The following is a 19,561-nucleotide window of genomic DNA, read 5'->3' as shown; positions in this document are numbered from 1 at the left end:
AAACACATACGCCTTCGTCAATTAGAGTATAATGAGAACATCTGCAAGAGACAGGAGTTTATACATGAGTCATTTTAAAAACTATCAAATCAGTCATGACATTTTACGAGCACTGGAAGGACTGGGATATAGAGAACCGACCAAGGTGCAGCAGAGCGTGATCCCCGCTGCCCTTGAACGAAAGGATCTTGTCGTCAAATCACAGACGGGAAGCGGGAAAACGGCTTCGTTCGGAATTCCTCTCTGTGAGCTGGCGGATTGGGATGAAAACAAGCCGCAGGCGCTTATTTTAACTCCAACCCGTGAGCTCGCGGTGCAAGTAAAGGAAGATATCACGAACATCGGACGATTTAAACGGATCAAAGCGACAGCCGTATTTGGAAAATCCTCCTTTGATAAACAAAAAGCTGAGCTTAAACAAAAAAGCCACATTGTTGTCGGCACGCCGGGACGTGTTCTGGATCATATCGAAAAAGGCACGCTTCCGTTGGATCGTCTCTCTTATTTGGTCATTGATGAAGCGGATGAGATGCTGAATATGGGCTTCATTGAGCAGGTGGAGGCGATTATCAAGCATCTGCCGACTGAGCGCACGACGATGCTGTTTTCAGCGACGCTTCCGCAGGATATCGAGAAGCTGAGCCGTCAATATATGCAAAACCCCGAGCATATCGAGGTCAAAGCGGCCGGCCTAACCACAAGAAATATTGAACATGCGGTGATTCAAGTAAGAGAAGAGAATAAGTTTTCATTGCTGAAAGATGTGCTGATGACGGAGAATCCCGACAGCTGCATCATTTTCTGCCGAACGAAGGAGCACGTCAATCAGCTGACCGATGAATTGGATGACTTAGGATATCCATGCGATAAAATTCACGGCGGAATGATTCAGGAAGACCGATTCGACGTCATGAATGAATTTAAACGTGGCGAGTACCGTTACTTAGTGGCGACGGATGTCGCCGCGCGCGGGATTGATATTGAAAATATCTCCCTTGTCATCAACTATGATCTGCCGCTTGAAAAGGAAAGCTACGTGCACCGCACAGGCCGAACGGGACGCGCAGGGAACAAAGGAAAGGCCATTTCGTTTGTCGCGGCCTTCGAAAAACGGTTTTTAGCCGACATTGAAGAATATATCGGATTTGAAATTCAAAAAATAGAAGCACCTTCTCAAGAGGAAGTAGCAAGGAAAAAACCTGAATTTCTAGCTAAACTGAATGACCGTCCGGAAAGCAAAAAAGACAAAAGCGAAGAGCTGAATAAAGACATTATGAAGCTGTATTTTAACGGCGGAAAGAAAAAGAAAATCAGAGCCGTTGATTTTGTAGGAACGATTGCCAAAATTGACGGTGTGTCAGCTGATGACATTGGCATCATCACGATTATGGATAACGCCTCATACGTTGAGATTTTAAATGGTAAAGGCCCTCATGTTCTCAAAGTGATGAAGAACACAACCGTCAAAGGGAAACATCTGAAGGTGAATAAAGCGAATAAATGATGAATGACCTGCTCCCAGTTAAAGGGGCAGGTCATTTTGCTGCTGGCTGACATCTGTGCTGGTTTCCTCAGGAACAAAGGCAAGAATCACAATACCAATCACAAACAAAATGATTAGGCTGAACACGGCAGTCGAGGATTTCCCGGTCAGCTGGGCGGTAACGGCAATGAGCAGCGGCCCCATAATTGAGGCGAATTTTCCAAAAATGTTGTAAAAACCGAAGAATTCATTAGCGTGGCGCTTTGGCACAAGCTTGGCGAAATAGGAACGGCTTAGGGCTTGAATACCGCCCTGCGAGGTGGCGACAAGCATAGCCAGTATCCAGAAATCAATCGTTGTCTTCATAAAATAGGCATACACGCAGACGATCATATAAATGACGATCCCGACGTACAGCATGGTCTTCCCCGTGAAGCGTTCTGCCAGTTTTCCGTATACAATCGAAAACGGTGCAGCGACCACCTGGGTGACAAATAGGATGATCAGGAGGCTTGAGGAACCGATCCCTAAGTCTGATCCATAGGATGTCGACATCGTAATAATCGTGCCGACTCCGTCGATATAAAAGAAATAAGCGAGCAAAAAGAGGAAAAGTGCCCGGTATTGCCTGATCCGTTTCATCGTCTGGCCGAGCCGCTTAAAGCTGTTGATGACAATATGAGGTTCTCTTTTGATGTAATAGCGTTGATGGACATGTTTAATCATTGGGATGGTGAACAGCCCCCACCAGGCAGCCGTTATGAAAAAGGACAGCTGGCTTGCAGCAGATACGGACATCGGAATCGTCTCTGCTTGTGCGAGCAGGATGACAGCAATGCTGATGATAAATGGAATCGTGCTTCCAATGTATCCTAAGCCAAAACCCCGTGCCGAGACGAGATTCATCCGCTTCTCAGTCGTGACGTCAACGAGAAAGGCATCATAAAACACATTGGCGCCGGAAAAACCGATAGCCGATATCGTATAAAACAGCAACAATAGCAGCCAATGTTCACTAGGGATAAAGGCGAGCATCGCGGTGCTGGCGACACCGGCTGACACAAAGAAACCGAAGAACTTTTTCTTGCACCCTTCATAGTCGGCGATTGTGCCTAAAATAGGGCCGAGCATCGCAAGAATAAACGTTGAAATCGCAATGGTATAGCCCAGATAGGCAGTCGATTGAGCGGCGCTGACACCGCTTTCCGCAGCTGCTGATTTATAAAATAACGGAAATACCGCGGTGGTCACGACAATTGAGTAAGCTGAATTTGCCCAGTCATATAACACCCAGCTGTTTTCTTGTTTCGTAAAACGTTTCATCATCAGAGCCCCTCTCCGGTAACGATACTTCTATTGTACGAGAAATGGGCCTGAAAAGAATGGAATGCACGTCAATTTTTACAAAATATTTATGTTTTTTCGCTTCAAATCATACTTTTGATTTATTGCTGGGGTTAGGTGCATCTGGTACCATTTAACTATATTTTATGGTATTTTCCAGAAGGGATTCAGCAGAGAGGAGACAGAGCATGAGGCGAATAGGCTTGTGTATAAGCCTGCTGGTCACAGTTCTTGTGATGAGCGCATGCGAAAGTGAAGGTGAGGCTCAGATGTTCGCAGACTGTGATCAAAAGACAGTAAAACAAACCGCAGCCAAACCGATGAGCAGTAAGAAAAAGCAGGATTTCCAAGCCCTCGCAAGCGACAGGCAGCTGGCCATTGTGTTCAGTTCCATGATACAAGTGAGCGAAGCATTTGATTATGGAATCGGCAATCCAGAATACTTCGTGCGAATCAGCATGACTGAAGAAGAAGCAGACATTGCGAAGGAGAATCTCGAATCGATTAAGCTTGAGAACAAATCGCTCAAAAAACAAAACAGCGAGGCGGTTGCCTTGCTTCAAAAAACGCGTAATCAAGATATGAGCCGCATCGAAATTCAGCAGCTGACAGAAAATAGAGCCGGTTTTTTTGAGACCGCAGACAGTATGATCAAACTCATCAACCAAGTCACACCGAAAAACGCGAAGAAGACAAGACAGCAGCTGGATCAGCTGAAAAAACAATATACACAATACAGTGCTGAAAGCATTAAAATCATGAACAGCATTGTCAAAAAGCAGAAAGCTGACAAGGCATCATTTGAACGCCATCTGGAGGCGCTGCTTCAAAAACAGCCCGGGCAGCAGGTACGGAGTGAATTGTACTGACCAGCTTCCGTCTTTCCCTGATGATATTGACCTAGTACAAAAAGAATGTACAATCAAGATATAGTCTGTTCTTAGTAGATTTGGAGGGACATGCCATGAAAATTGCGAAGGTGATCAACAATAATGTGATCAGCGTGGTCAATGAACAGGGGAAAGAATTGGTCGTCATGGGCAGGGGGCTCGCGTTTCAGAAAAAGTCCGGCGATGATGTCGATGAAGCCCGCATTGAGAAAGTGTTCACGCTCGATAACAAGGATGTATCAGAAAAGTTCAAAACCCTTTTGTATGATATACCGATCGAGTGTATGGAAGTATCCGAAGAGATTATCAGCTACGCAAAATTACAGCTCGGCAAAAAGCTCAACGACAGCATCTATGTGTCGCTGACCGACCATATTAACTTTGCCATCCAGCGCAACCAGAAAGGGCTTGATATCAAAAACGCCTTGCTGTGGGAAACAAAACGGCTCTACAAAGACGAATTTGCGATCGGCAAAGAAGCGTTGGTTATGGTAAAAAACAAGACTGGTGTGTCTCTGCCAGAGGATGAAGCAGGCTTTATTGCTCTGCATATTGTAAATGCCGAGCTGAATGAAGAGATGCCCAATATTATCAACATTACAAAAGTCATGCAAGAGATTTTGAGTATTGTAAAATACCATTTTAAGATTGAATTCAACGAAGAATCGCTTCACTATTATCGGTTCGTCACCCACTTAAAGTTTTTCGCGCAGCGTCTATTTAACGGCACTCACATGGAAAGCCAGGACGATTTTTTGCTGGATACAGTGAAAGAAAAGTATCATCGCGCGTATGAATGCACGAAGAAAATCCAAACCTACATTGAGCGGGAGTATGAGCACAAGCTCACAAGTGACGAGCTGCTGTATTTAACCATTCACATAGAAAGGGTAGTTAAACAAGCATAATGAGAGCGCTGACATTTTTGTTTCCTTGTGTTCACTTTTTCTTACATTCACATATGAAAATGGTAGGATTGTTACTGATAAAGCAGGCAAAACCTAAATTACAATGAGTGCGGATCATCTCTGTCTGTGCTGATGGTAATTTAGGTTTTTATTTTTTTCAGAGGAAAGATGATGATAGTTACAGGATTCAAGTCAGTAAGATTCGATATTATCATTATTTTGACCGATGTTCCCTTTTAAAAGAATCATGTAAGATCAACATAGAAAACGCTTTCAATGAAAGGGGAATGCAAATATGCCTTATCTGAAACGAGTGTTGCTGCTTCTTGTCACTGGATTGTTTATGAGTTTGTTTGCAGTCACTTCTACTGCCTCAGCTCAAACAGGTGGATCGTTTTTTGACCCTTTTAACGGCTATAACTCCGGTTTTTGGCAAAAAGCTGATGGTTATTCGAATGGAAATATGTTCAACTGCACGTGGCGGGCTAATAACGTATCAGTGACGTCATTGGGTGAAATGCGTTTAGCGCTAACAAGCCCATCTTATAACAAGTTTGACTGCGGGGAAAACCGTTCTGTTCAAACATATGGCTATGGACTTTATGAAGTCAGAATGAAACCAGCTAAAAACACAGGGATCGTTTCATCGTTCTTCACTTACACAGGTCCAACAGATGGAACTCCTTGGGATGAGATTGATATCGAATTTTTAGGAAAAGATACAACAAAGGTTCAATTTAACTATTATACAAATGGTGCAGGAAACCATGAGAAGATTGTTGATCTCGGGTTTGATGCAGCCAATGCCTATCATACGTATGCATTCGATTGGCAGCCAAACTCTATTAAATGGTATGTCGATGGGCAAGTAAAACATACTGCAACAAACCAAATTCCGACAACACCTGGAAAGATCATGATGAACTTGTGGAATGGCACGGGTGTCGATGAATGGCTTGGCTCCTACAATGGTGTAAATCCGCTATACGCTCATTATGACTGGGTGCGCTATACAAAAAAATAATGCCAAATGTGAAAGAGCCTGCTGCAATATAGCAGGCTCTTATGATTGTAATGAGGAGTTGTTGGCATGAATCTTCTATTCACTCATAATATCCTATTTGATCTTCTCCCCTCTGTAAATCACGTACTCACTCAATGCTACGATCAAGCTCATACATTTAGAAAGAAATAATCCCAATCAAAAGTGCGGCAATCGTCATCACAATCGTTGTTCCCACGGCCCATTTAATAGTGAATTTTTGATGGTCGCCAAAGCTGACGCCTGCCATTCCAACCAATAGATAGGTGGAAGGCACAAGCGGGCTGAGCAGATGCACAGGCTGCCCCAGCAAGGAGGCCCTTCCGATTTCAGCGGCGTCTATTCCGTAAGCGGAAGCGGCTTCGGCGATGATGGGAAGGACACCGAAGTAAAAGGCGTCATTCGACATGAAAAAGGTGAATGGCATGCTGACGATCGCAGTGATCAACGGCAGGTGCGGGCCCATGGCATCAGGGATGAGTGAAACGAGAGAATGCGCCATGGCATCGACCATTTTTGTGCCGGAGAGAATGCCTGTGAATATGCCCGCAGCAAACACCATTGAGACAACGTTTAACGCATTACCCGCATGCGCCGAGATTCGTTTCTGCTGCTCTTTGACATTTGGATAGTTGACCATCAAGCCGACGGCAAACGCAGTCATAAAAAGAACAGGGAGCGGCAGCAGGCTGGTGATCAGTGCGGCCATCAGAGCGACAGTCAGCAGCAGGTTAAACCATTGAAGAGCGGGGCGCTTGAGCGGTGCGGCCTCCGGATCGGAAGACGGTGCGTGATCAATCGAAATGACGCCGAGCCGCTTCCGCTCTTTCTTTCCGAGGATATAAGCAACGGCGATCACCCAGAGAATGCCGGCGATCATAGCGGGAATCAGGGGCGTGAAGACCTCTGACGTGTCCAATTTTAAGGAAGCCAAAACCCTCGCAGTCGGCCCGCCCCACGGGATAATATTCATAACCCCCGAACCGAGCATCGCTATTCCCGCTAACACCAAACGGTTCATGCCGAGCCGTTTGTAAAGAGGCAGCATCGCTGCAATGGTAATCATATAGGTTGTTGTCCCATCTCCGTCCAGCGAAATGGTCATGGTCAGAACCGCTGTGCCTACGGCGATTTTTAACGGATCTCCTTTGACAAACGATAAGATTTTGGCAATGAGAGGATCAAACAGACCTGAGTCAATCATAATGCCGAAATACAGGATGGCGAATAACAGCATGATACCGGTAGGGGCGAGGTCTGTAACGCCCTGAATCATCATCTCGCCGAGATCTTTGCCAAATCCGCTGATCAGGGCGAACACAATAGGAACGACAATCAAAGCAATAAGAGCGGAAAGCCGGTTAGACATAATAAGGTACATAAAGACAATCATCATCACAAAACCGAGTATGGCAAGCATGATATGACCTCCCCTATTCAACAGCTTTTTTGGTAAGCGCTTCCATACTTTCTTTCTGTAAAGAAGGCTTATTTCAAATGTGTATGACCGCATATTTATATGTAGACCAAAAATCCTAATGAGCGGATTAGCAGTTTATATGAAGAACGCCACGGGTAAATGTGCTGTAGAATGTTTCGTTTTAAAAAGGGGGAACAGACATGAGTGATGACCAAAACAAACGTGTAAATGAACACTCAAAGGACGAGCAGCTTGAGCAGTACAGGACCGATAACAGCGGGAAGAAAATGACGACAAACCAAGGCTTGCGGGTGTCAGAGGATGAGCATTCGTTAAAAGCCGGGGTTCGCGGCCCGACGCTGATGGAGGATTTTCACTTTCGGGAGAAAATGACGCACTTTGACCATGAGAGGATTCCGGAGCGCGTTGTGCATGCGCGTGGATTTGGCGTGCATGGCTTTTTTCAGGTTTACGAACCAATGACCGAGTACACACGGGCCAAATTTCTTCAGGACCCTTCGGTGAAGACACCGGTATTTGTCCGTTTCTCTACGGTTGCGGGTTCTAAAGGCTCCGCAGACACGGTGCGGGATGCCAGAGGCTTTGCGACAAAATTTTATACTGAAGAAGGAAACTATGACCTTGTGGGAAATAACATTCCGGTGTTTTTCATTCAGGACGCAATCAAATTTCCGGATTTGGTTCACGCGTTTAAGCCTGAGCCACACAATGAAATGCCTCAGGCCGCGACTGCCCATGATACGTTTTGGGATTTTGTCGCCAATAACCCTGAGTCTGCCCACATGGTGATGTGGACGATGTCTGATAGAGGCATCCCCCGCAGCTACAGAATGATGGAGGGCTTCGGCGTGCACACGTTCCGTTTTGTCAATGAACAAGGAAAGGCACGTTTCGTGAAATTTCACTGGAAGCCGGTGCTCGGCGTGCATTCTCTCGTATGGGATGAAGCGCAGAAAATTGCAGGGAAAGATCCGGATTTCCATCGCCGTGACCTGTGGGAAACAATTGAAAACGGCGGCAAGGTTGAATACGAGCTCGGCGTGCAGATGATTGATGAGGAAGATGAATTCAAGTTTGATTTTGATATTCTTGATCCGACTAAGCTGTGGCCGGAAGAGCTTGTGCCGGTGAAGATCATTGGGAAAATGACGCTGAACCGCAACCAGGATAATGTGTTTGCGGAAACAGAACAAGTCGCATTCCACCCGGGAAATGTCGTGCCGGGCATCGACTTTACAAATGACCCGCTCCTGCAGGGACGGCTTTTCTCTTATACAGACACACAGCTCATCCGTCTTGGCGGTCCGAACTTCCATGAGCTTCCGATTAACCGGCCTGTATGTCCATTCCATAACAATCAATACGACGGCTATCACCGGATGACGATCAATAAGGGACCTGTCGCTTATCATAAAAACTCTTTGCAAAACAATGATCCGTCGCCAGCGACAGCTGAAGAAGGCGGCTACGTCCACTATCAGGAAAAAGTCGAGGGCAAAAAAATCCGCCAGCGAAGCGACAGCTTCAACGATTATTACTCACAGGCGAAGCTTTTCTGGAACAGCATGTCTCCTGTGGAGAAACAGCACATCATTTCTGCTTTCTGCTTCGAGGTCGGGAAGGTCAAAAGCAAAGACGTACAGCGGCAGGTCGTTGATGTCTTCAGCAATGTCGATGCAGATTTAGCAGAAGAAATCGCCAAAGGAGTAGGCGTGGCGGCGCCCGCGAAGCGTAAAGCATCTAAAGAAATTCTTACTTCGCCTGCGTTAAGCCAAGCCCGTACAGTGAAAACTGCGTCAACAAGAAAAGTCGCTGTACTCGCCGGAAACGGATTTCATGAAAAAGAGCTGCAAACAGTGCTGGAAGCCTTAAAGCAAGAAGGAATCACAGTGGATATCATCAGTCAAAATCTGGGGTATATGACAAGCGGCAGCGGACAGCAGCTTGAGGCCAGCGGCACGTTCCTGACGGTTGATTCTGTTCTGTATGATGCCGTCTATGCCGCAGGAGGGCTGGAGTTAAAAGACAACAAACAAGCGATGGCGTTTATCAGAGAAGCTTACAATCACTACAAGGCGATCGGTGCGGCAAATGAAGGAATTGACCTTCTTCAATCCTCTGTCGGGACAACAGAGGGACCAGGCATCGTAACGGCTGAAGAAGAACCTGACTACACCGCTTTCAGCAAGGCATTTATCGATGCGATTGCTGCTCATCGCCATTGGGATAGACGAATTTGACCGGCTCCTGTATCTTTAAGGAAGATACTTTTCATAAGGAGCATGGCAAATGAACGAAAAACAGCTAGCTGAAGCTTACGAACGCGATGAAAATATGATGATTTTGGTGTTTGCCCAATGGTGCGTGAACCATGATCTTGATCCGATGGAGCTGTACGCCAAAGCGTATCCGCAGCAAAAGCTGAATGAAAGCTTGAAAAAAACCATGGACGATCTGGTCGTGCCAAAACACGAAGCAGAGCACATTCCGGACCAGACTGTCATTGCGGTATTAGAGATGTTCGGAAATACAGATTTGGCACAGGCCGTTCATGAAGCGATTTCTGGGCGCAAACAGTAAAAAAAGAGACATCCTGTGTCTCTTTTTTTATTGGAAAAATCATGCTGTTAGACCTAGAAACTTCTTTCAATTTAATCAGTCTATAAAAGTGTGTATTGCTTAAATAAGGGAATGTTAAACAACGACATCAAAGGAGGAGATCGTATGAAATGGAATAACATGCTGAAAGCAGCGGGGATTGCAGTCTTGCTTTTTTCCGTAGTTGCATATGCGGCCCCATCTCTAAAAGCAGTTCAAACGAAAACACCGACTGTCAGCACTCATACGTACAAAAAGATCAAGGAGTTAACGTATCCACAAGTGCATCACATCGGGAATGCCGTGTTTGAAAAGAAAATCAATCAAGAGCTGGAAGCCTACATTGAACAATCGTATCAGGAATACCTGAAAAACAAAAAAGCAGGCGAACAGCAAGGCTTTAAAACGGAATATCAAACATCCTTCAGCGTCAAATACAATGCGGCAGGCAAGCTCAGCATTCAAACACTCAATTATATCTATTCAGGCGGCGCCCACGGTTTAACGTCTGTCCAGTCCTTCAACTATGACTTGAAAGCACAAAAGCGGGTGACGCTGGATCAGATTTTGAACACCAAAACAAAAGTCAGCAAAACGAGAGATTATCTATATAGCTATATCAAAAAACACGATGAGCTGTTTTTCCCTGATGTTAAGAAAGAGGATATAACCCTAAACAAAGACACAATGTTTTACTTTACGGCAAACGGGATCGCCATCGTCTTTGGCCAGTATGACTTGGGGCCTTATGCAGCGGGAATCCGGGATGTGCAGGTGCCAGCCTCTATTTATCAATAATGAAAAGAGCCATATCCGTAAAGGGATATGGCTCAATGTTTCTACCACACAAACAGGCCGACAATCGCAGCACTTAATAAAGATACCGCAATTCCGCTGACGAGCAGCTTCCACACGTTTCTCCCGATGACCGTTGACTTTTCTCCGTCAAGGATCGAATTGTACGTGCCGTAAATCATGCCGACCGTACTGAAGTTTGCAAAGGACGTCAGGAATGTTGTCGCCACCGCAACGGTGTGAGGCGGGAGGGATTTGAGATTGTTTTTCAAGTCAAGCATCGCAACAAACTCGTTCGTTGCTAATTTCATGCCCATCAGCTGAGCAACATACATCGCATCGTGCACTGGCAATCCAAGCAGGAATGCGAACGGACTGAACAGATAAGCAAAAATCGTCTGGATGGTCAGGCCGTGTACGAAAACGCCAAGAATGCCATTAACTGCTGACGTTAATGCGACATATCCGATCACCATTGCCAAAATAACGATCACCATGTTCATGCCGACAAGCATACTGTTAGAAATCGTAGAGAAAAAGTCTTTCTTCTCTTCTTTAGGCGGTGTATAGATGATATCTTCATCCTCCGGCACGTGAACAGGATTCAGCAGGTTTGCGATAATCAGCGCGTTTAAGCAGTTCAAAGGAATGGCTGTAAACACGTATGTCGCAGGCACCATTGAAAGATAAGATCCGATAATGGAGCCGCTGATGCTGCTCATGCTCATTAAGCCGAATGTGAGCAGGCGGTTGTTGCTTAAAACCGTTAGCTGCTGGCGGATAACCGCAAGTGCTTCGGTATTTCCAAGAAACATCATTTGAATAGAGAAAAAGCTTTCTAATTTCGGCAAGCGGGAAGCCTTTGAAATCACCCATCCGATTTTATCAATCAGCCAAGGCAAAATGCCGAAATACGTTAAAATATCAAAGAATGTGACGATAAAGATAATTGGAAGAAGCGCACTAAAGAAAAAGTCTACTGTTTCATTCGCCATCACTGACGGAAAGGCAAACGCGATACCGTCACTGGCGCAAGCAATCAGCCAAGTGAAGAAATCACCGATTTTACCGATGGCCCAGCTTCCGACTTTTGTTCCCAGCATAAACCAAGTAATCAGCAATTCCAGAACAATTAACGTCATGATCGGGCGCCACTTGATTTTCTTTTTCTGCGGAGAACATAGGAATACAACTGCCATAATCACAATGAGACCGACAAGGTTTAGTAAAAAGTACATGATAGCAACTCCTATGAGGGTTATTATGGAAACAAAAAAAGCTCTTATCCTTCACAAATTCTGGAAGTGCAGAAAGTGTGAAAAATAAGAGCAAACAGAAAAGAACTTGTCCTTTTCAACTCGTTCAAATTTATTCAAACTTTCTTGTAGTCTAGTTTTTTACGGTTACTAGGTAGAAACAATCAGACCATATTACTGATCATATACAAGAATGTCTTTTTCTAAGATGATAGCAGTATTTTATCCTTTCACTTTTTGAAAATCAACCTTTTTAACTATTTTCACAATAATAAAATTTATATTCTAAAATGAGAAAATAAAGGAAAAACATGCTGGATTGCTATGCTGATATGATGTTGGCGGGATACCAGCATGTCATTACTGATTTTTCTTCACTATAAGGTTCCAGCTCCTGGATATTTGCTGTATGATGGAAACGGGGAAACCCATACAGCAGAAAGGGAGTTTTTTTCATGATTATCCAATTCATTCGTTATAGATAATGACAGGTGTAGACAAACTGCCAGACCTGGCCAATTTTTGAGATAGGCCTAGGTTTATTTGTCTATGCCTTTTTCATTTATCTAAAAATGAATGAATGGGGTGTTTTTTATCATGAAGCGAACAGTTGATTTCAGCATGTTTCGATGCCCGCTCTGCGATTCTTCTATGGATGCGGCATCAGGGAAATGCTTGATTTGTACAGAACGAGGACATACATTTGATCTATCTCGGCACGGCTACGTGAACTTTCTGACGAAGCCGGTCAAAACCAGTTACGGTGCTGAGCTTTTTGAAGCGAGGAGTAGGCTGATTGGAGAATGTGGTTTTTTTGAGCCGCTCCATGATGCGATTGCAGAACTCATCAGTCATCCCAAATCTGGTCATGAGGCATTTACCATCCTGGACAGCGGTTGCGGTGAGGGTTCTCATTTGAATGCGCTTTGCGGGTTTGATTATGCAGGGAAAGCAGCGGTAGGAACCGGCATCGATCTTTCGAAAGATGGGATCTTAAAAGCTTCTAAGGCATTCAAAGATCAGATGTGGGCGGTTGCCGATGTGGCGCGTGCTCCTTTTCATGATCGCCAATTTGATGTTGTGCTGTCTATTTTTTCCCCGTCCAATTATGCAGAGTTTCATAGACTGCTGAAGAATGATGGCATGCTCGTAAAAGTAGTGCCGCGAAGCGACTATTTAATAGAATTAAGGCAATTTTTATATGCTGATTCACCAAGGCGCACGTATTCCAATGCGGCAGCTGTTGAGCGTTTTACAGCAAATGCAGCATACAGCCGTCCTGTCAGGCTGCGCTATGTTAAAACGCTTGACCAGCAGGCGATCCACTGGCTTCTCAAGATGACGCCGCTTGCCTGGTCGGCACCGAAAGATCGAGTCAGCGTGCTGAAAGAGATGAAATCAGCCGATATTACGGTTGATGTTGATATCCTAGTAGGAATGAAATGAATGGCAGAGGAAAGCTCCGAAAAAAGGAGCTTTCCTTTTTTAATCGGAATAGTTGGCCCACGCTTCTCGTACATATGGAAAGGGGACGGAAACAGCCGATGCGGACAGGTTTATGTAAACGCTTTCTAGTTCGCGGAAACGGGGGATGTGTGTGTGGAACTGATCATCATTCTATTGGCGTTAGGTTTGCTGATGTTTACGGCGTATCGGGGATTTTCTGTCATATTGTTTGCGCCGATTTGCGCGTTATTCGCGGTGCTGCTGACAGATCCAAGCCATGTGCTTCCTTTTTTTTCATCAATTTTTATGGAGAAGATGGCGGGTTTTATTAAATTGTATTTCCCAGTGTTTTTGCTCGGTGCCATTTTTGGAAAGGTCGTTGAAATGGCCGGGCTTGCGGCATCAATCGCGAAAACAATTGTCCGGCTTGTCGGGGCAAAAAGAGCGATACTTGCCATTGTGCTGATGGGCGCTGTCTTGACGTACAGCGGCGTCAGCCTGTTTGTTGTCGTATTTGCCGTATATCCTTTTGCGAAAAACATGTTCCAAGAAGCAAACATACCAAAACGCCTCATCCCGGGAACGATTGCTTTAGGGGCTTTTACGTTTACGATGGACGCACTTCCGGGAACGCCGCAAATCCAAAATGTCATCCCGACGTCGTTTTTCAAAACAGACATTTATGCCGCCCCTTGGCTGGGCTTGATGGGCGCAGTGATTGTGCTGGCAGCTGGGATGCTCTATTTGGAATCAAGGCGGAAGAAAGCGCAGGCATCTGGCGAAGGCTATGGCGGTTTTGATTCGCAGAATGCTCCTGCTCCTGAATCGATTGAGTCCGCGGCTGAACCGGACAAAAGCCCGATTCGGCACGCGCTTGCCTTTGTCCCGCTTATTCTCGTCGGTGCAGTGAATAAATATTTCACCATTTACTTGCCAAAGTGGTATCCGAATGGATTTGATTTTTCTTCCATAGGATTAAAGGAGTTCGGCAGGCTTGATATTTCTTCAGCAGCTGCTATATGGTCGGTGGAGATTGCTTTAGTGATTGGCATCATCACAACGATTTTATTTGATTGGAGAAGTGTGTTTGCCCAATTGAAGGAAGGGCTGAATGAAGGAATTGGCGGCGCCTTGCTGGCATCTATGAATACGGGTGCCGAGTACGGGTTCGGCGGCATTATCGCCGCGCTGCCGGGGTTTCATAAGCTGAGCAGCGGAATTTCACATACTTTTACCGATCCGCTTGTAAATGGCGCCGTTACGACAACTGCGCTGGCGGGAATCACCGGCTCGGCTTCAGGAGGAATGGGCATTGCGTTAAGCGCGATGTCAGAACAATACTTACAGGCGATTCAGGCTTACAATATTCCGCCAGAGGTGATGCATCGGGTCATTTCAATGGCATCAGGCGGGATGGATACACTGCCGCATAATGGCGCCGTTATCACGCTTCTGGCCGTGACGGGTTTGACCCACCGGCAATCCTATCGCGATATTTTTGCGATCACGCTCATTAAAACTGCTGCCGTATTTGCTGTAATCGCGATTTACAGCCTGACTGGTCTAGTGTAGAAGAAAACGAAAGGGGCATCAATATGGGAAAAGTGCTGTCATCAAGCAAGGAAGCTGCGAAACTGATTCATGATGGGGATACGCTGATCGCGGGAGGGTTTGGGCTGTGCGGCATCCCTGAACAGCTCATTTTGTCTATAAGAGATCAGGGAGTAAAGGATTTAACCGTTGTCAGCAATAACTGTGGAGTCGATGACTGGGGGCTTGGTTTGCTTCTGGCTAACAAGCAAATCAAGAAAATGATCGCTTCCTATGTCGGTGAAAATAAAATTTTTGAGCGGCAGTTTTTAAGCGGAGAGCTTGAGGTCGAGCTTGTTCCCCAAGGAACGCTCGCTGAGAGAATTCGTGCAGGCGGTGCAGGCATACCGGGATTTTATACGGCGACAGGCGTCGGCACCTCCATAGCCGAGGGAAAAGAACATAAAACATTCGGCGGCCGGACTTATGTGCTGGAGCGAGGCATTACCGGCGATGTGGCGATCGTCAAAGCGTGGAAAGCGGACACCATGGGCAATTTGGTTTTTAGGAAAACGGCGAGAAATTTCAATCCCATTGCCGCCATGGCAGGCAAGATCACGATTGCCGAGGCGGAAGAAATCGTGGAAGCAGGAGAGCTCGATCCAGATCACATCCATACGCCGGGAATTTACGTACAGCATGTCGTGCTTGGCGCGAGCCAAGAAAAACGGATTGAAAAACGAACAGTTCAGCAAGCATCGGGAAAGGGTGAGGCCAAGTGAAGGAAGCGAGAAAACGAATGGTCAAACGGGCTGTACAAGAAATCAAGGACGGCATGAATGTGAATCTCGGGATTGGAATGCCGACGCTTGTCGCAAATGAGATACCCGACGGCGTTCACGTCATGCTTCAGTCGGAAAACGGCTTGCTCGGAATTGGCCCCTATCCTCTGGAAGGAACGGAAGACGCGGATTTGATCAATGCGGGAAAGGAAACGATCACTGAAGTGACGGGCGCCTCTTATTTTGACAGCGCTGAGTCATTCGCGATGATAAGAGGCGGGCATATCGATTTGGCTATTCTCGGCGGAATGGAGGTTTCGGAGCAGGGGGATTTGGCCAATTGGATGATCCCGGGCAAAATGGTAAAAGGGATGGGCGGCGCCATGGATCTCGTCAACGGGGCGAAACGAATCGTTGTCATCATGGAGCACGTCAATAAGCATGGTGAATCAAAGGTGAAAAAAACATGCTCCCTTCCGCTGACAGGCCAGAAAGTCGTGCACAGGCTGATTACGGATTTGGCTGTATTTGATTTTGTGAACGGCCGCATGACACTGACGGAGCTTCAGGATGGTGTCACAATTGAAGAGGTTTATGAAAAAACAGAAGCTGATTTCGCTGTAAGCCAGTCTGTACTCAATTCTTAATGGGAAGGTGTTTGACATGAGAAAACAAGTCGCCTTGGTGACAGGGGCTGCCGGCGGAATCGGATTCGAAATGGCAAGAGAATTCGCCCGGGAAGGTGCCAGCGTCATCGTTTCAGACCTCCGTCCGGAAGCATGTGAAAAAGCAGCCTCCAAGCTTGCAGAAGAAGGCTTTGACGCGGCGGCCATTCCGTATGATGTGACAAAGGAAGCGCAAGTTGCTGATACGGTGAACGTCATCCAAAAACAATACGGCCGCTTGGATATTCTGGTGAACAATGCCGGTATTCAGCACGTCGCTCCGATTGAAGAGTTTCCGACAGACACCTTTGAACAGCTGATCAAGGTCATGCTGACGGCCCCTTTTATTGCAATGAAGCATGTTTTTCCGATCATGAAAAAACAGCAGTTTGGCAGAATCATTAATATCGCGTCTGTTAATGGATTAGTCGGCTTTGCAGGGAAATCCGCTTATAATAGCGCCAAGCACGGCGTCATTGGACTCACAAAAGTAGGGGCGCTGGAAGGCGCGCCCCACGGCATTACAGTCAATGCGCTCTGTCCGGGTTATGTCGATACCCAGCTTGTACGCAATCAGCTTAGCGATCTATCAAAAACTAGAAATGTCCCTTACGACTCTGTACTTGAACAAGTCATTTTTCCGCTTGTGCCGCAAAAGCGACTGCTTTCTGTCAAGGAAATTGCGGATTATGCCGTGTTTTTGGCAAGCGAGAAGGCGAAGGGCGTCACTGGGCAGGCTGTCGTCCTTGATGGGGGCTACACCGCACAGTGACATAAAAAACACACTTGCTCCGCTAGGGAATCAAGTGTGTTTTTTCTTTTCTTATTTCCAAACATCATTAGCGATCTCAACCACATGGCGGAGCTTCGCCCATTGCTGTTCTTCAGTCAGCTTGTTGCCTTCCTCTGTTGAAGCAAATCCGCATTGAGGGCTGAGGCAAAGCTGGTCTAAGCTTACATAACGGGACGCTTCTTCGATACGGCGTTTCACGTCATCCGGATTTTCAAGCTCACCGAATTTAGATGTCACTAAGCCAAGAACAAGCTGAAGATCAGACCGTTTTACGTAACGGAGCGGCTCAAATCCGCCTGAGCGTGAATCATCATACTCTAAGAAAAGTCCGTCAAGATTCAAGCCGTCAAAAATGGTTTCGGCGGCTGCGTCATAGCCGCCTTCCGCTGTCCAAGTGGACTGGAAGTTGCCGCGGCAAATATGCATGGTTACCGTCAAGTCATCCGGGCGGTCTGCAATCGCGTCGTTAATCGATTTCGCAAACAGCTGGCGAAGCTCATCAGGCGTTGTTCCGAACGCTTCGATTTGTTTTAAGCCTTTTTCTGATAAGAAAACGGCCCACGCTGTATCATCAAGCTGGAGGTAGCGGCAGCCTCTGTCATAAAACGCTTGAATCGCTTTTTTATATGCTTTGGATACATCATGCTGGAAAAGGTGATAGTCGTTTTTATACGCATCCTTTTCCAGTTTTCCGCGGAAAAACAGCATATTCGGGCTTGGAATCGTCATCTTTGGCGTCGCGTCACCGGCAATGCTATGGAGAAATGAGTAATCTTCAAGCATTGGGTGAGTTGAAAAGTCGATATCGCCTGTGACTTTAATGCCGCGTGCTTTTGTCTGTACGTTATGGAATTGAATGCCTTGCTCAGGAGTAAACGGCTCAACGCCATCTAGGTTCTCCAGGAAATCAAAGTGCCACCACGCTCTGCGGAATTCACCGTCTGTCACGACGTTCAGGCCGATTTCCTTCTGTTTTTCCACAATGCGGATGATTTCATCGTTTTCAATTTGGCGAAGCTGCTCAGCCGTCATTTCGCCGGCCGCTTTTTGCAGCCGCGCTTTTTTAACGGGCTCAGATCTCAACAGGCTTCCGACTTGATCCGCGCGAAACGGCGGTTTTTTTCTTTGAAGTGATTTTTGTTCTGCGGGTGTTGTTTGTTGTGACATGTTGTCCATTCCTTCTTTCCATTCAAATATAAAAAAGCTCTTCCTTTGGATAAGGAAGAGCTTGCGTGACAATCTCAACCTTATCTTCAAGAGCAATCATTGCTCTAAAGGATTTAGCACCATTCTGTTAAACAGCGGTTGCCGGGTATCGCAGGGCCAGTCCCTCCACCTCTCTTGATAAGGAAAACCTTTTTATGAAATTTTCTGATAGTATCTATTATTCACACATTTTCTATTTCTGTCAATGATAGATTATCTCCACACATCGTTGGCAATGTCGATGACATGGCGAAGCTTTGCCCATTGCTGCTCCTCTGTCAGAAGGTTGCCTTCTTCTGTAGAGGCGAAACCGCACTGCGGGCTCAGGCATAGCTGGTCCAAGCTGACAAAACGCGCGGCTTCATTGATACGGCGTTTCACATCCTCAGGATTTTCAAGCTCGCCGTATTTCGATGTGATCAAGCCGAGCACAATTTGCAGATCCTTGCGCTTCACAAAACGGAGCGGATCAAAGTTTCCGGAGCGGTCATCATCGTATTCCAAGAAAAGGCCGTCAAGGTTTAAGCCGTCCAAAATCGTTTCCGCTACAGCGTCGTACCCTCCTGATGCTGCCCAGGTTGAGCGGAAGTTGCCGCGGCAAATGTGCATTGTGATCGTTAAATCGTCAGGCCGGTCTGCGACGGCATCGTTAATTGTTTTGGCAAATATGGCTGGCAATGTTTCTGGATCGCCGCCGAGCGCCCGGACAACCTCTCTGCCTTTTTCCTCAAAGAAGAGAGACCATGACGTATCATCGAGCTGGAGATAACGGCAGCCAGCATCATAGAAGGCTTTGATTGCTTTTTTGTATGCTTGGGCCAGGTCATGAAAATATTCCTCTTGATCGTCATAAATCCCTTTATCCGCCTTTTCGCCAAAAAACAGCATATTTGGGCTGGGAATGGTCAATTTTGGCGTCGCGTTACCGGCAATCTCATGTAAAAATTGATAATCAGCAAGCGCTGGGTGGCTCGTAAAATCGAGTTTTCCCTTCACTTTTATGCTGCGCGCTTTCGTTTTTGTGTTATGGAACTGAATTCCCTCAGCCGGGATGAACGGTTCCACACCGTCAAGCCCTTCCAGGAAGTCATAATGCCACCAGGAACGTCGGAATTCCCCGTCTGTTACCACATCGAGACCGATTTCTTTTTGTTTTTCCACGATGCGGGTGATCTCTTGATTTTCGATATCACGAAGCTGTTCCGCTGTCATCTCACCAGCCGCTTTTTTTTGCCGGGATTCCTTCACCGGAACGGAACGAAGCAAACTGCCGACATGATCGGCGCGGAAAGGTGCTTTGCGTTGTTTTTCTGTTTTTTGTCCTGCAACATTCGTTTGTTGAGCCATGTTATTCGCCTCTTTTCTGAAATAATGAGCATGTA

The 19,561-nt window shown here is 46.3% G+C and carries 17 protein-coding genes and 2 riboswitches; of the genes, 12 read left to right on the top strand and 5 right to left on the bottom strand.

Features of this window, described 5'->3' with window-relative positions:
- Positions 1-64 precede the first annotated feature (64 nt).
- On the top strand, positions 65-1,504 hold the full coding sequence (dbpA, locus tag NYE20_RS21285) for an ATP-dependent RNA helicase DbpA (RefSeq protein ID WP_161621109.1): 1,440 nt from the start codon (positions 65-67) through the stop codon (positions 1,502-1,504).
- 18 nt (positions 1,505-1,522) lie between these two features.
- Here the strand turns inward: dbpA and NYE20_RS21280 are convergent, their stop codons facing one another.
- Entirely contained in the window at positions 1,523-2,809 is a 1,287-nt protein-coding gene (locus NYE20_RS21280; protein WP_082090422.1) for an MFS transporter, read from the bottom strand.
- Positions 2,810-3,015: 206 nt separating this feature from the next.
- Between NYE20_RS21280 and NYE20_RS21275 the strand changes: the two genes are divergently transcribed.
- The 3 genes from NYE20_RS21275 to bglS all read left to right on the top strand — a co-directional run bounded on the left by NYE20_RS21275 (position 3,016) and on the right by bglS (position 5,649).
- Positions 3,016-3,696, top strand: coding sequence for a hypothetical protein (locus tag NYE20_RS21275; RefSeq protein ID WP_010886641.1), 681 nt, complete (start codon positions 3,016-3,018; stop codon positions 3,694-3,696).
- 95 nt (positions 3,697-3,791) lie between these two features.
- Positions 3,792-4,625 (top strand): transcriptional antiterminator LicT, encoded by an 834-nt coding sequence (licT, locus tag NYE20_RS21270; protein ID WP_003242598.1) that lies wholly within the window; start codon positions 3,792-3,794, stop codon positions 4,623-4,625.
- Between the two features lie 295 nt (positions 4,626-4,920).
- Entirely contained in the window at positions 4,921-5,649 is a 729-nt protein-coding gene (bglS, locus tag NYE20_RS21265) for a beta-glucanase (RefSeq protein ID WP_161621110.1), read from the top strand.
- Positions 5,650-5,806: 157 nt separating this feature from the next.
- Here the strand turns inward: bglS and citH are convergent, their stop codons facing one another.
- Positions 5,807-7,087, bottom strand: coding sequence for a citrate transporter CitH (gene citH, locus NYE20_RS21260; protein ID WP_161621111.1), 1,281 nt, complete (start codon positions 7,085-7,087; stop codon positions 5,807-5,809).
- A gap of 200 nt (positions 7,088-7,287) precedes the next feature.
- On the opposite strand from citH, the gene NYE20_RS21255 reads away from it, so the two are divergent.
- The 3 genes from NYE20_RS21255 to NYE20_RS21245 all read left to right on the top strand — a co-directional run bounded on the left by NYE20_RS21255 (position 7,288) and on the right by NYE20_RS21245 (position 10,504).
- Positions 7,288-9,348, top strand: a complete 2,061-nt coding sequence (locus tag NYE20_RS21255) for a catalase (RefSeq protein ID WP_123374282.1) — start codon at positions 7,288-7,290, stop codon at positions 9,346-9,348.
- Positions 9,349-9,397: 49 nt separating this feature from the next.
- Positions 9,398-9,688 carry a hypothetical protein gene (locus NYE20_RS21250; protein WP_014478421.1) on the top strand — a complete coding sequence of 97 codons (291 nt, stop codon included), beginning with the start codon at positions 9,398-9,400 and terminating at the stop codon, positions 9,686-9,688.
- Positions 9,689-9,832: 144 nt separating this feature from the next.
- Positions 9,833-10,504 (top strand): DUF3298 and DUF4163 domain-containing protein, encoded by a 672-nt coding sequence (locus tag NYE20_RS21245; RefSeq protein WP_087614814.1) that lies wholly within the window; start codon positions 9,833-9,835, stop codon positions 10,502-10,504.
- A 41-nt stretch (positions 10,505-10,545) separates the two neighbouring features.
- Here NYE20_RS21245 and NYE20_RS21240 read toward each other — a convergent pair whose 3' ends face one another.
- Positions 10,546-11,739: a NupC/NupG family nucleoside CNT transporter gene (locus NYE20_RS21240; RefSeq protein ID WP_014478419.1), complete on the bottom strand. Its 1,194-nt coding sequence runs from the start codon at positions 11,737-11,739 to the stop codon at positions 10,546-10,548.
- Positions 11,740-11,866: 127 nt separating this feature from the next.
- A riboswitch (purine riboswitch) is annotated at positions 11,867-11,968 on the bottom strand.
- A 386-nt stretch (positions 11,969-12,354) separates the two neighbouring features.
- Here NYE20_RS21240 and NYE20_RS21235 point away from each other — a divergent pair.
- From NYE20_RS21235 to NYE20_RS21215, 5 genes are all read left to right on the top strand, one after another.
- The gene (locus NYE20_RS21235; protein ID WP_161621112.1) at positions 12,355-13,203 is read left to right on the top strand and encodes a methyltransferase domain-containing protein; all 849 of its coding nucleotides are present in this window, start codon (positions 12,355-12,357) and stop codon (positions 13,201-13,203) included.
- A gap of 153 nt (positions 13,204-13,356) precedes the next feature.
- Positions 13,357-14,775, top strand: a complete 1,419-nt coding sequence (locus tag NYE20_RS21230) for a GntP family permease (protein ID WP_003243205.1) — start codon at positions 13,357-13,359, stop codon at positions 14,773-14,775.
- Positions 14,776-14,798: 23 nt separating this feature from the next.
- Positions 14,799-15,515, top strand: coding sequence for a succinyl-CoA--3-ketoacid CoA transferase subunit A (locus NYE20_RS21225; RefSeq protein WP_014481335.1), 717 nt, complete (start codon positions 14,799-14,801; stop codon positions 15,513-15,515).
- Positions 15,512-16,162: a succinyl-CoA--3-ketoacid CoA transferase subunit B gene (locus NYE20_RS21220; RefSeq protein ID WP_003243049.1), complete on the top strand. Its 651-nt coding sequence runs from the start codon at positions 15,512-15,514 to the stop codon at positions 16,160-16,162. Before NYE20_RS21225 ends, NYE20_RS21220 begins: the two co-directional genes overlap by 4 nt.
- 16 nt (positions 16,163-16,178) lie before the next feature.
- Positions 16,179-16,952 carry a 3-hydroxybutyrate dehydrogenase gene (locus tag NYE20_RS21215; RefSeq protein ID WP_014481333.1) on the top strand — a complete coding sequence of 258 codons (774 nt, stop codon included), beginning with the start codon at positions 16,179-16,181 and terminating at the stop codon, positions 16,950-16,952.
- A gap of 51 nt (positions 16,953-17,003) precedes the next feature.
- Here NYE20_RS21215 and NYE20_RS21210 read toward each other — a convergent pair whose 3' ends face one another.
- Entirely contained in the window at positions 17,004-18,140 is a 1,137-nt protein-coding gene (locus NYE20_RS21210; RefSeq protein WP_161621113.1) for a 5-methyltetrahydropteroyltriglutamate--homocysteine S-methyltransferase, read from the bottom strand.
- A gap of 77 nt (positions 18,141-18,217) precedes the next feature.
- A riboswitch (SAM riboswitch) is annotated at positions 18,218-18,324 on the bottom strand.
- Positions 18,325-18,392: 68 nt separating this feature from the next.
- Positions 18,393-19,526 (bottom strand): 5-methyltetrahydropteroyltriglutamate--homocysteine S-methyltransferase, encoded by a 1,134-nt coding sequence (locus NYE20_RS21205; RefSeq protein WP_161621114.1) that lies wholly within the window; start codon positions 19,524-19,526, stop codon positions 18,393-18,395.
- Positions 19,527-19,561: the final 35 nt, after the last annotated feature.

Source organism: Bacillus sp. FSL R5-0416 (genome assembly GCF_037975425.1).
GTDB classification, from domain to species: Bacteria; Bacillota; Bacilli; order Bacillales; family Bacillaceae; genus Bacillus; species Bacillus subtilis.
This window is presented reverse-complemented; position numbering and strand designations above follow the sequence as displayed.

Excerpts from the sequence above, each read along its gene's own strand:
- dbpA (WP_161621109.1), top strand. The coding sequence starts at position 65 with ATGAGTCATTTTAAAAACTATCAAATCAGTCATGACATTTTACGAGCA.
- NYE20_RS21280 (WP_082090422.1), bottom strand. The coding sequence starts at position 2,809 with ATGATGAAACGTTTTACGAAACAAGAAAACAGCTGGGTGTTATATGAC.
- NYE20_RS21275 (WP_010886641.1), top strand. The coding sequence starts at position 3,016 with ATGAGGCGAATAGGCTTGTGTATAAGCCTGCTGGTCACAGTTCTTGTG.
- licT (WP_003242598.1), top strand. The coding sequence starts at position 3,792 with ATGAAAATTGCGAAGGTGATCAACAATAATGTGATCAGCGTGGTCAAT.
- bglS (WP_161621110.1), top strand. The coding sequence starts at position 4,921 with ATGCCTTATCTGAAACGAGTGTTGCTGCTTCTTGTCACTGGATTGTTT.
- citH (WP_161621111.1), bottom strand. The coding sequence starts at position 7,087 with ATGCTTGCCATACTCGGTTTTGTGATGATGATTGTCTTTATGTACCTT.
- NYE20_RS21255 (WP_123374282.1), top strand. The coding sequence starts at position 7,288 with ATGAGTGATGACCAAAACAAACGTGTAAATGAACACTCAAAGGACGAG.
- NYE20_RS21250 (WP_014478421.1), top strand. The coding sequence starts at position 9,398 with ATGAACGAAAAACAGCTAGCTGAAGCTTACGAACGCGATGAAAATATG.
- NYE20_RS21245 (WP_087614814.1), top strand. The coding sequence starts at position 9,833 with ATGAAATGGAATAACATGCTGAAAGCAGCGGGGATTGCAGTCTTGCTT.
- NYE20_RS21240 (WP_014478419.1), bottom strand. The coding sequence starts at position 11,739 with ATGTACTTTTTACTAAACCTTGTCGGTCTCATTGTGATTATGGCAGTT.
- NYE20_RS21235 (WP_161621112.1), top strand. The coding sequence starts at position 12,355 with ATGAAGCGAACAGTTGATTTCAGCATGTTTCGATGCCCGCTCTGCGAT.
- NYE20_RS21225 (WP_014481335.1), top strand. The coding sequence starts at position 14,799 with ATGGGAAAAGTGCTGTCATCAAGCAAGGAAGCTGCGAAACTGATTCAT.
- NYE20_RS21215 (WP_014481333.1), top strand. The coding sequence starts at position 16,179 with ATGAGAAAACAAGTCGCCTTGGTGACAGGGGCTGCCGGCGGAATCGGA.
- NYE20_RS21210 (WP_161621113.1), bottom strand. The coding sequence starts at position 18,140 with ATGTCACAACAAACAACACCCGCAGAACAAAAATCACTTCAAAGAAAA.
- NYE20_RS21205 (WP_161621114.1), bottom strand. The coding sequence starts at position 19,526 with ATGGCTCAACAAACGAATGTTGCAGGACAAAAAACAGAAAAACAACGC.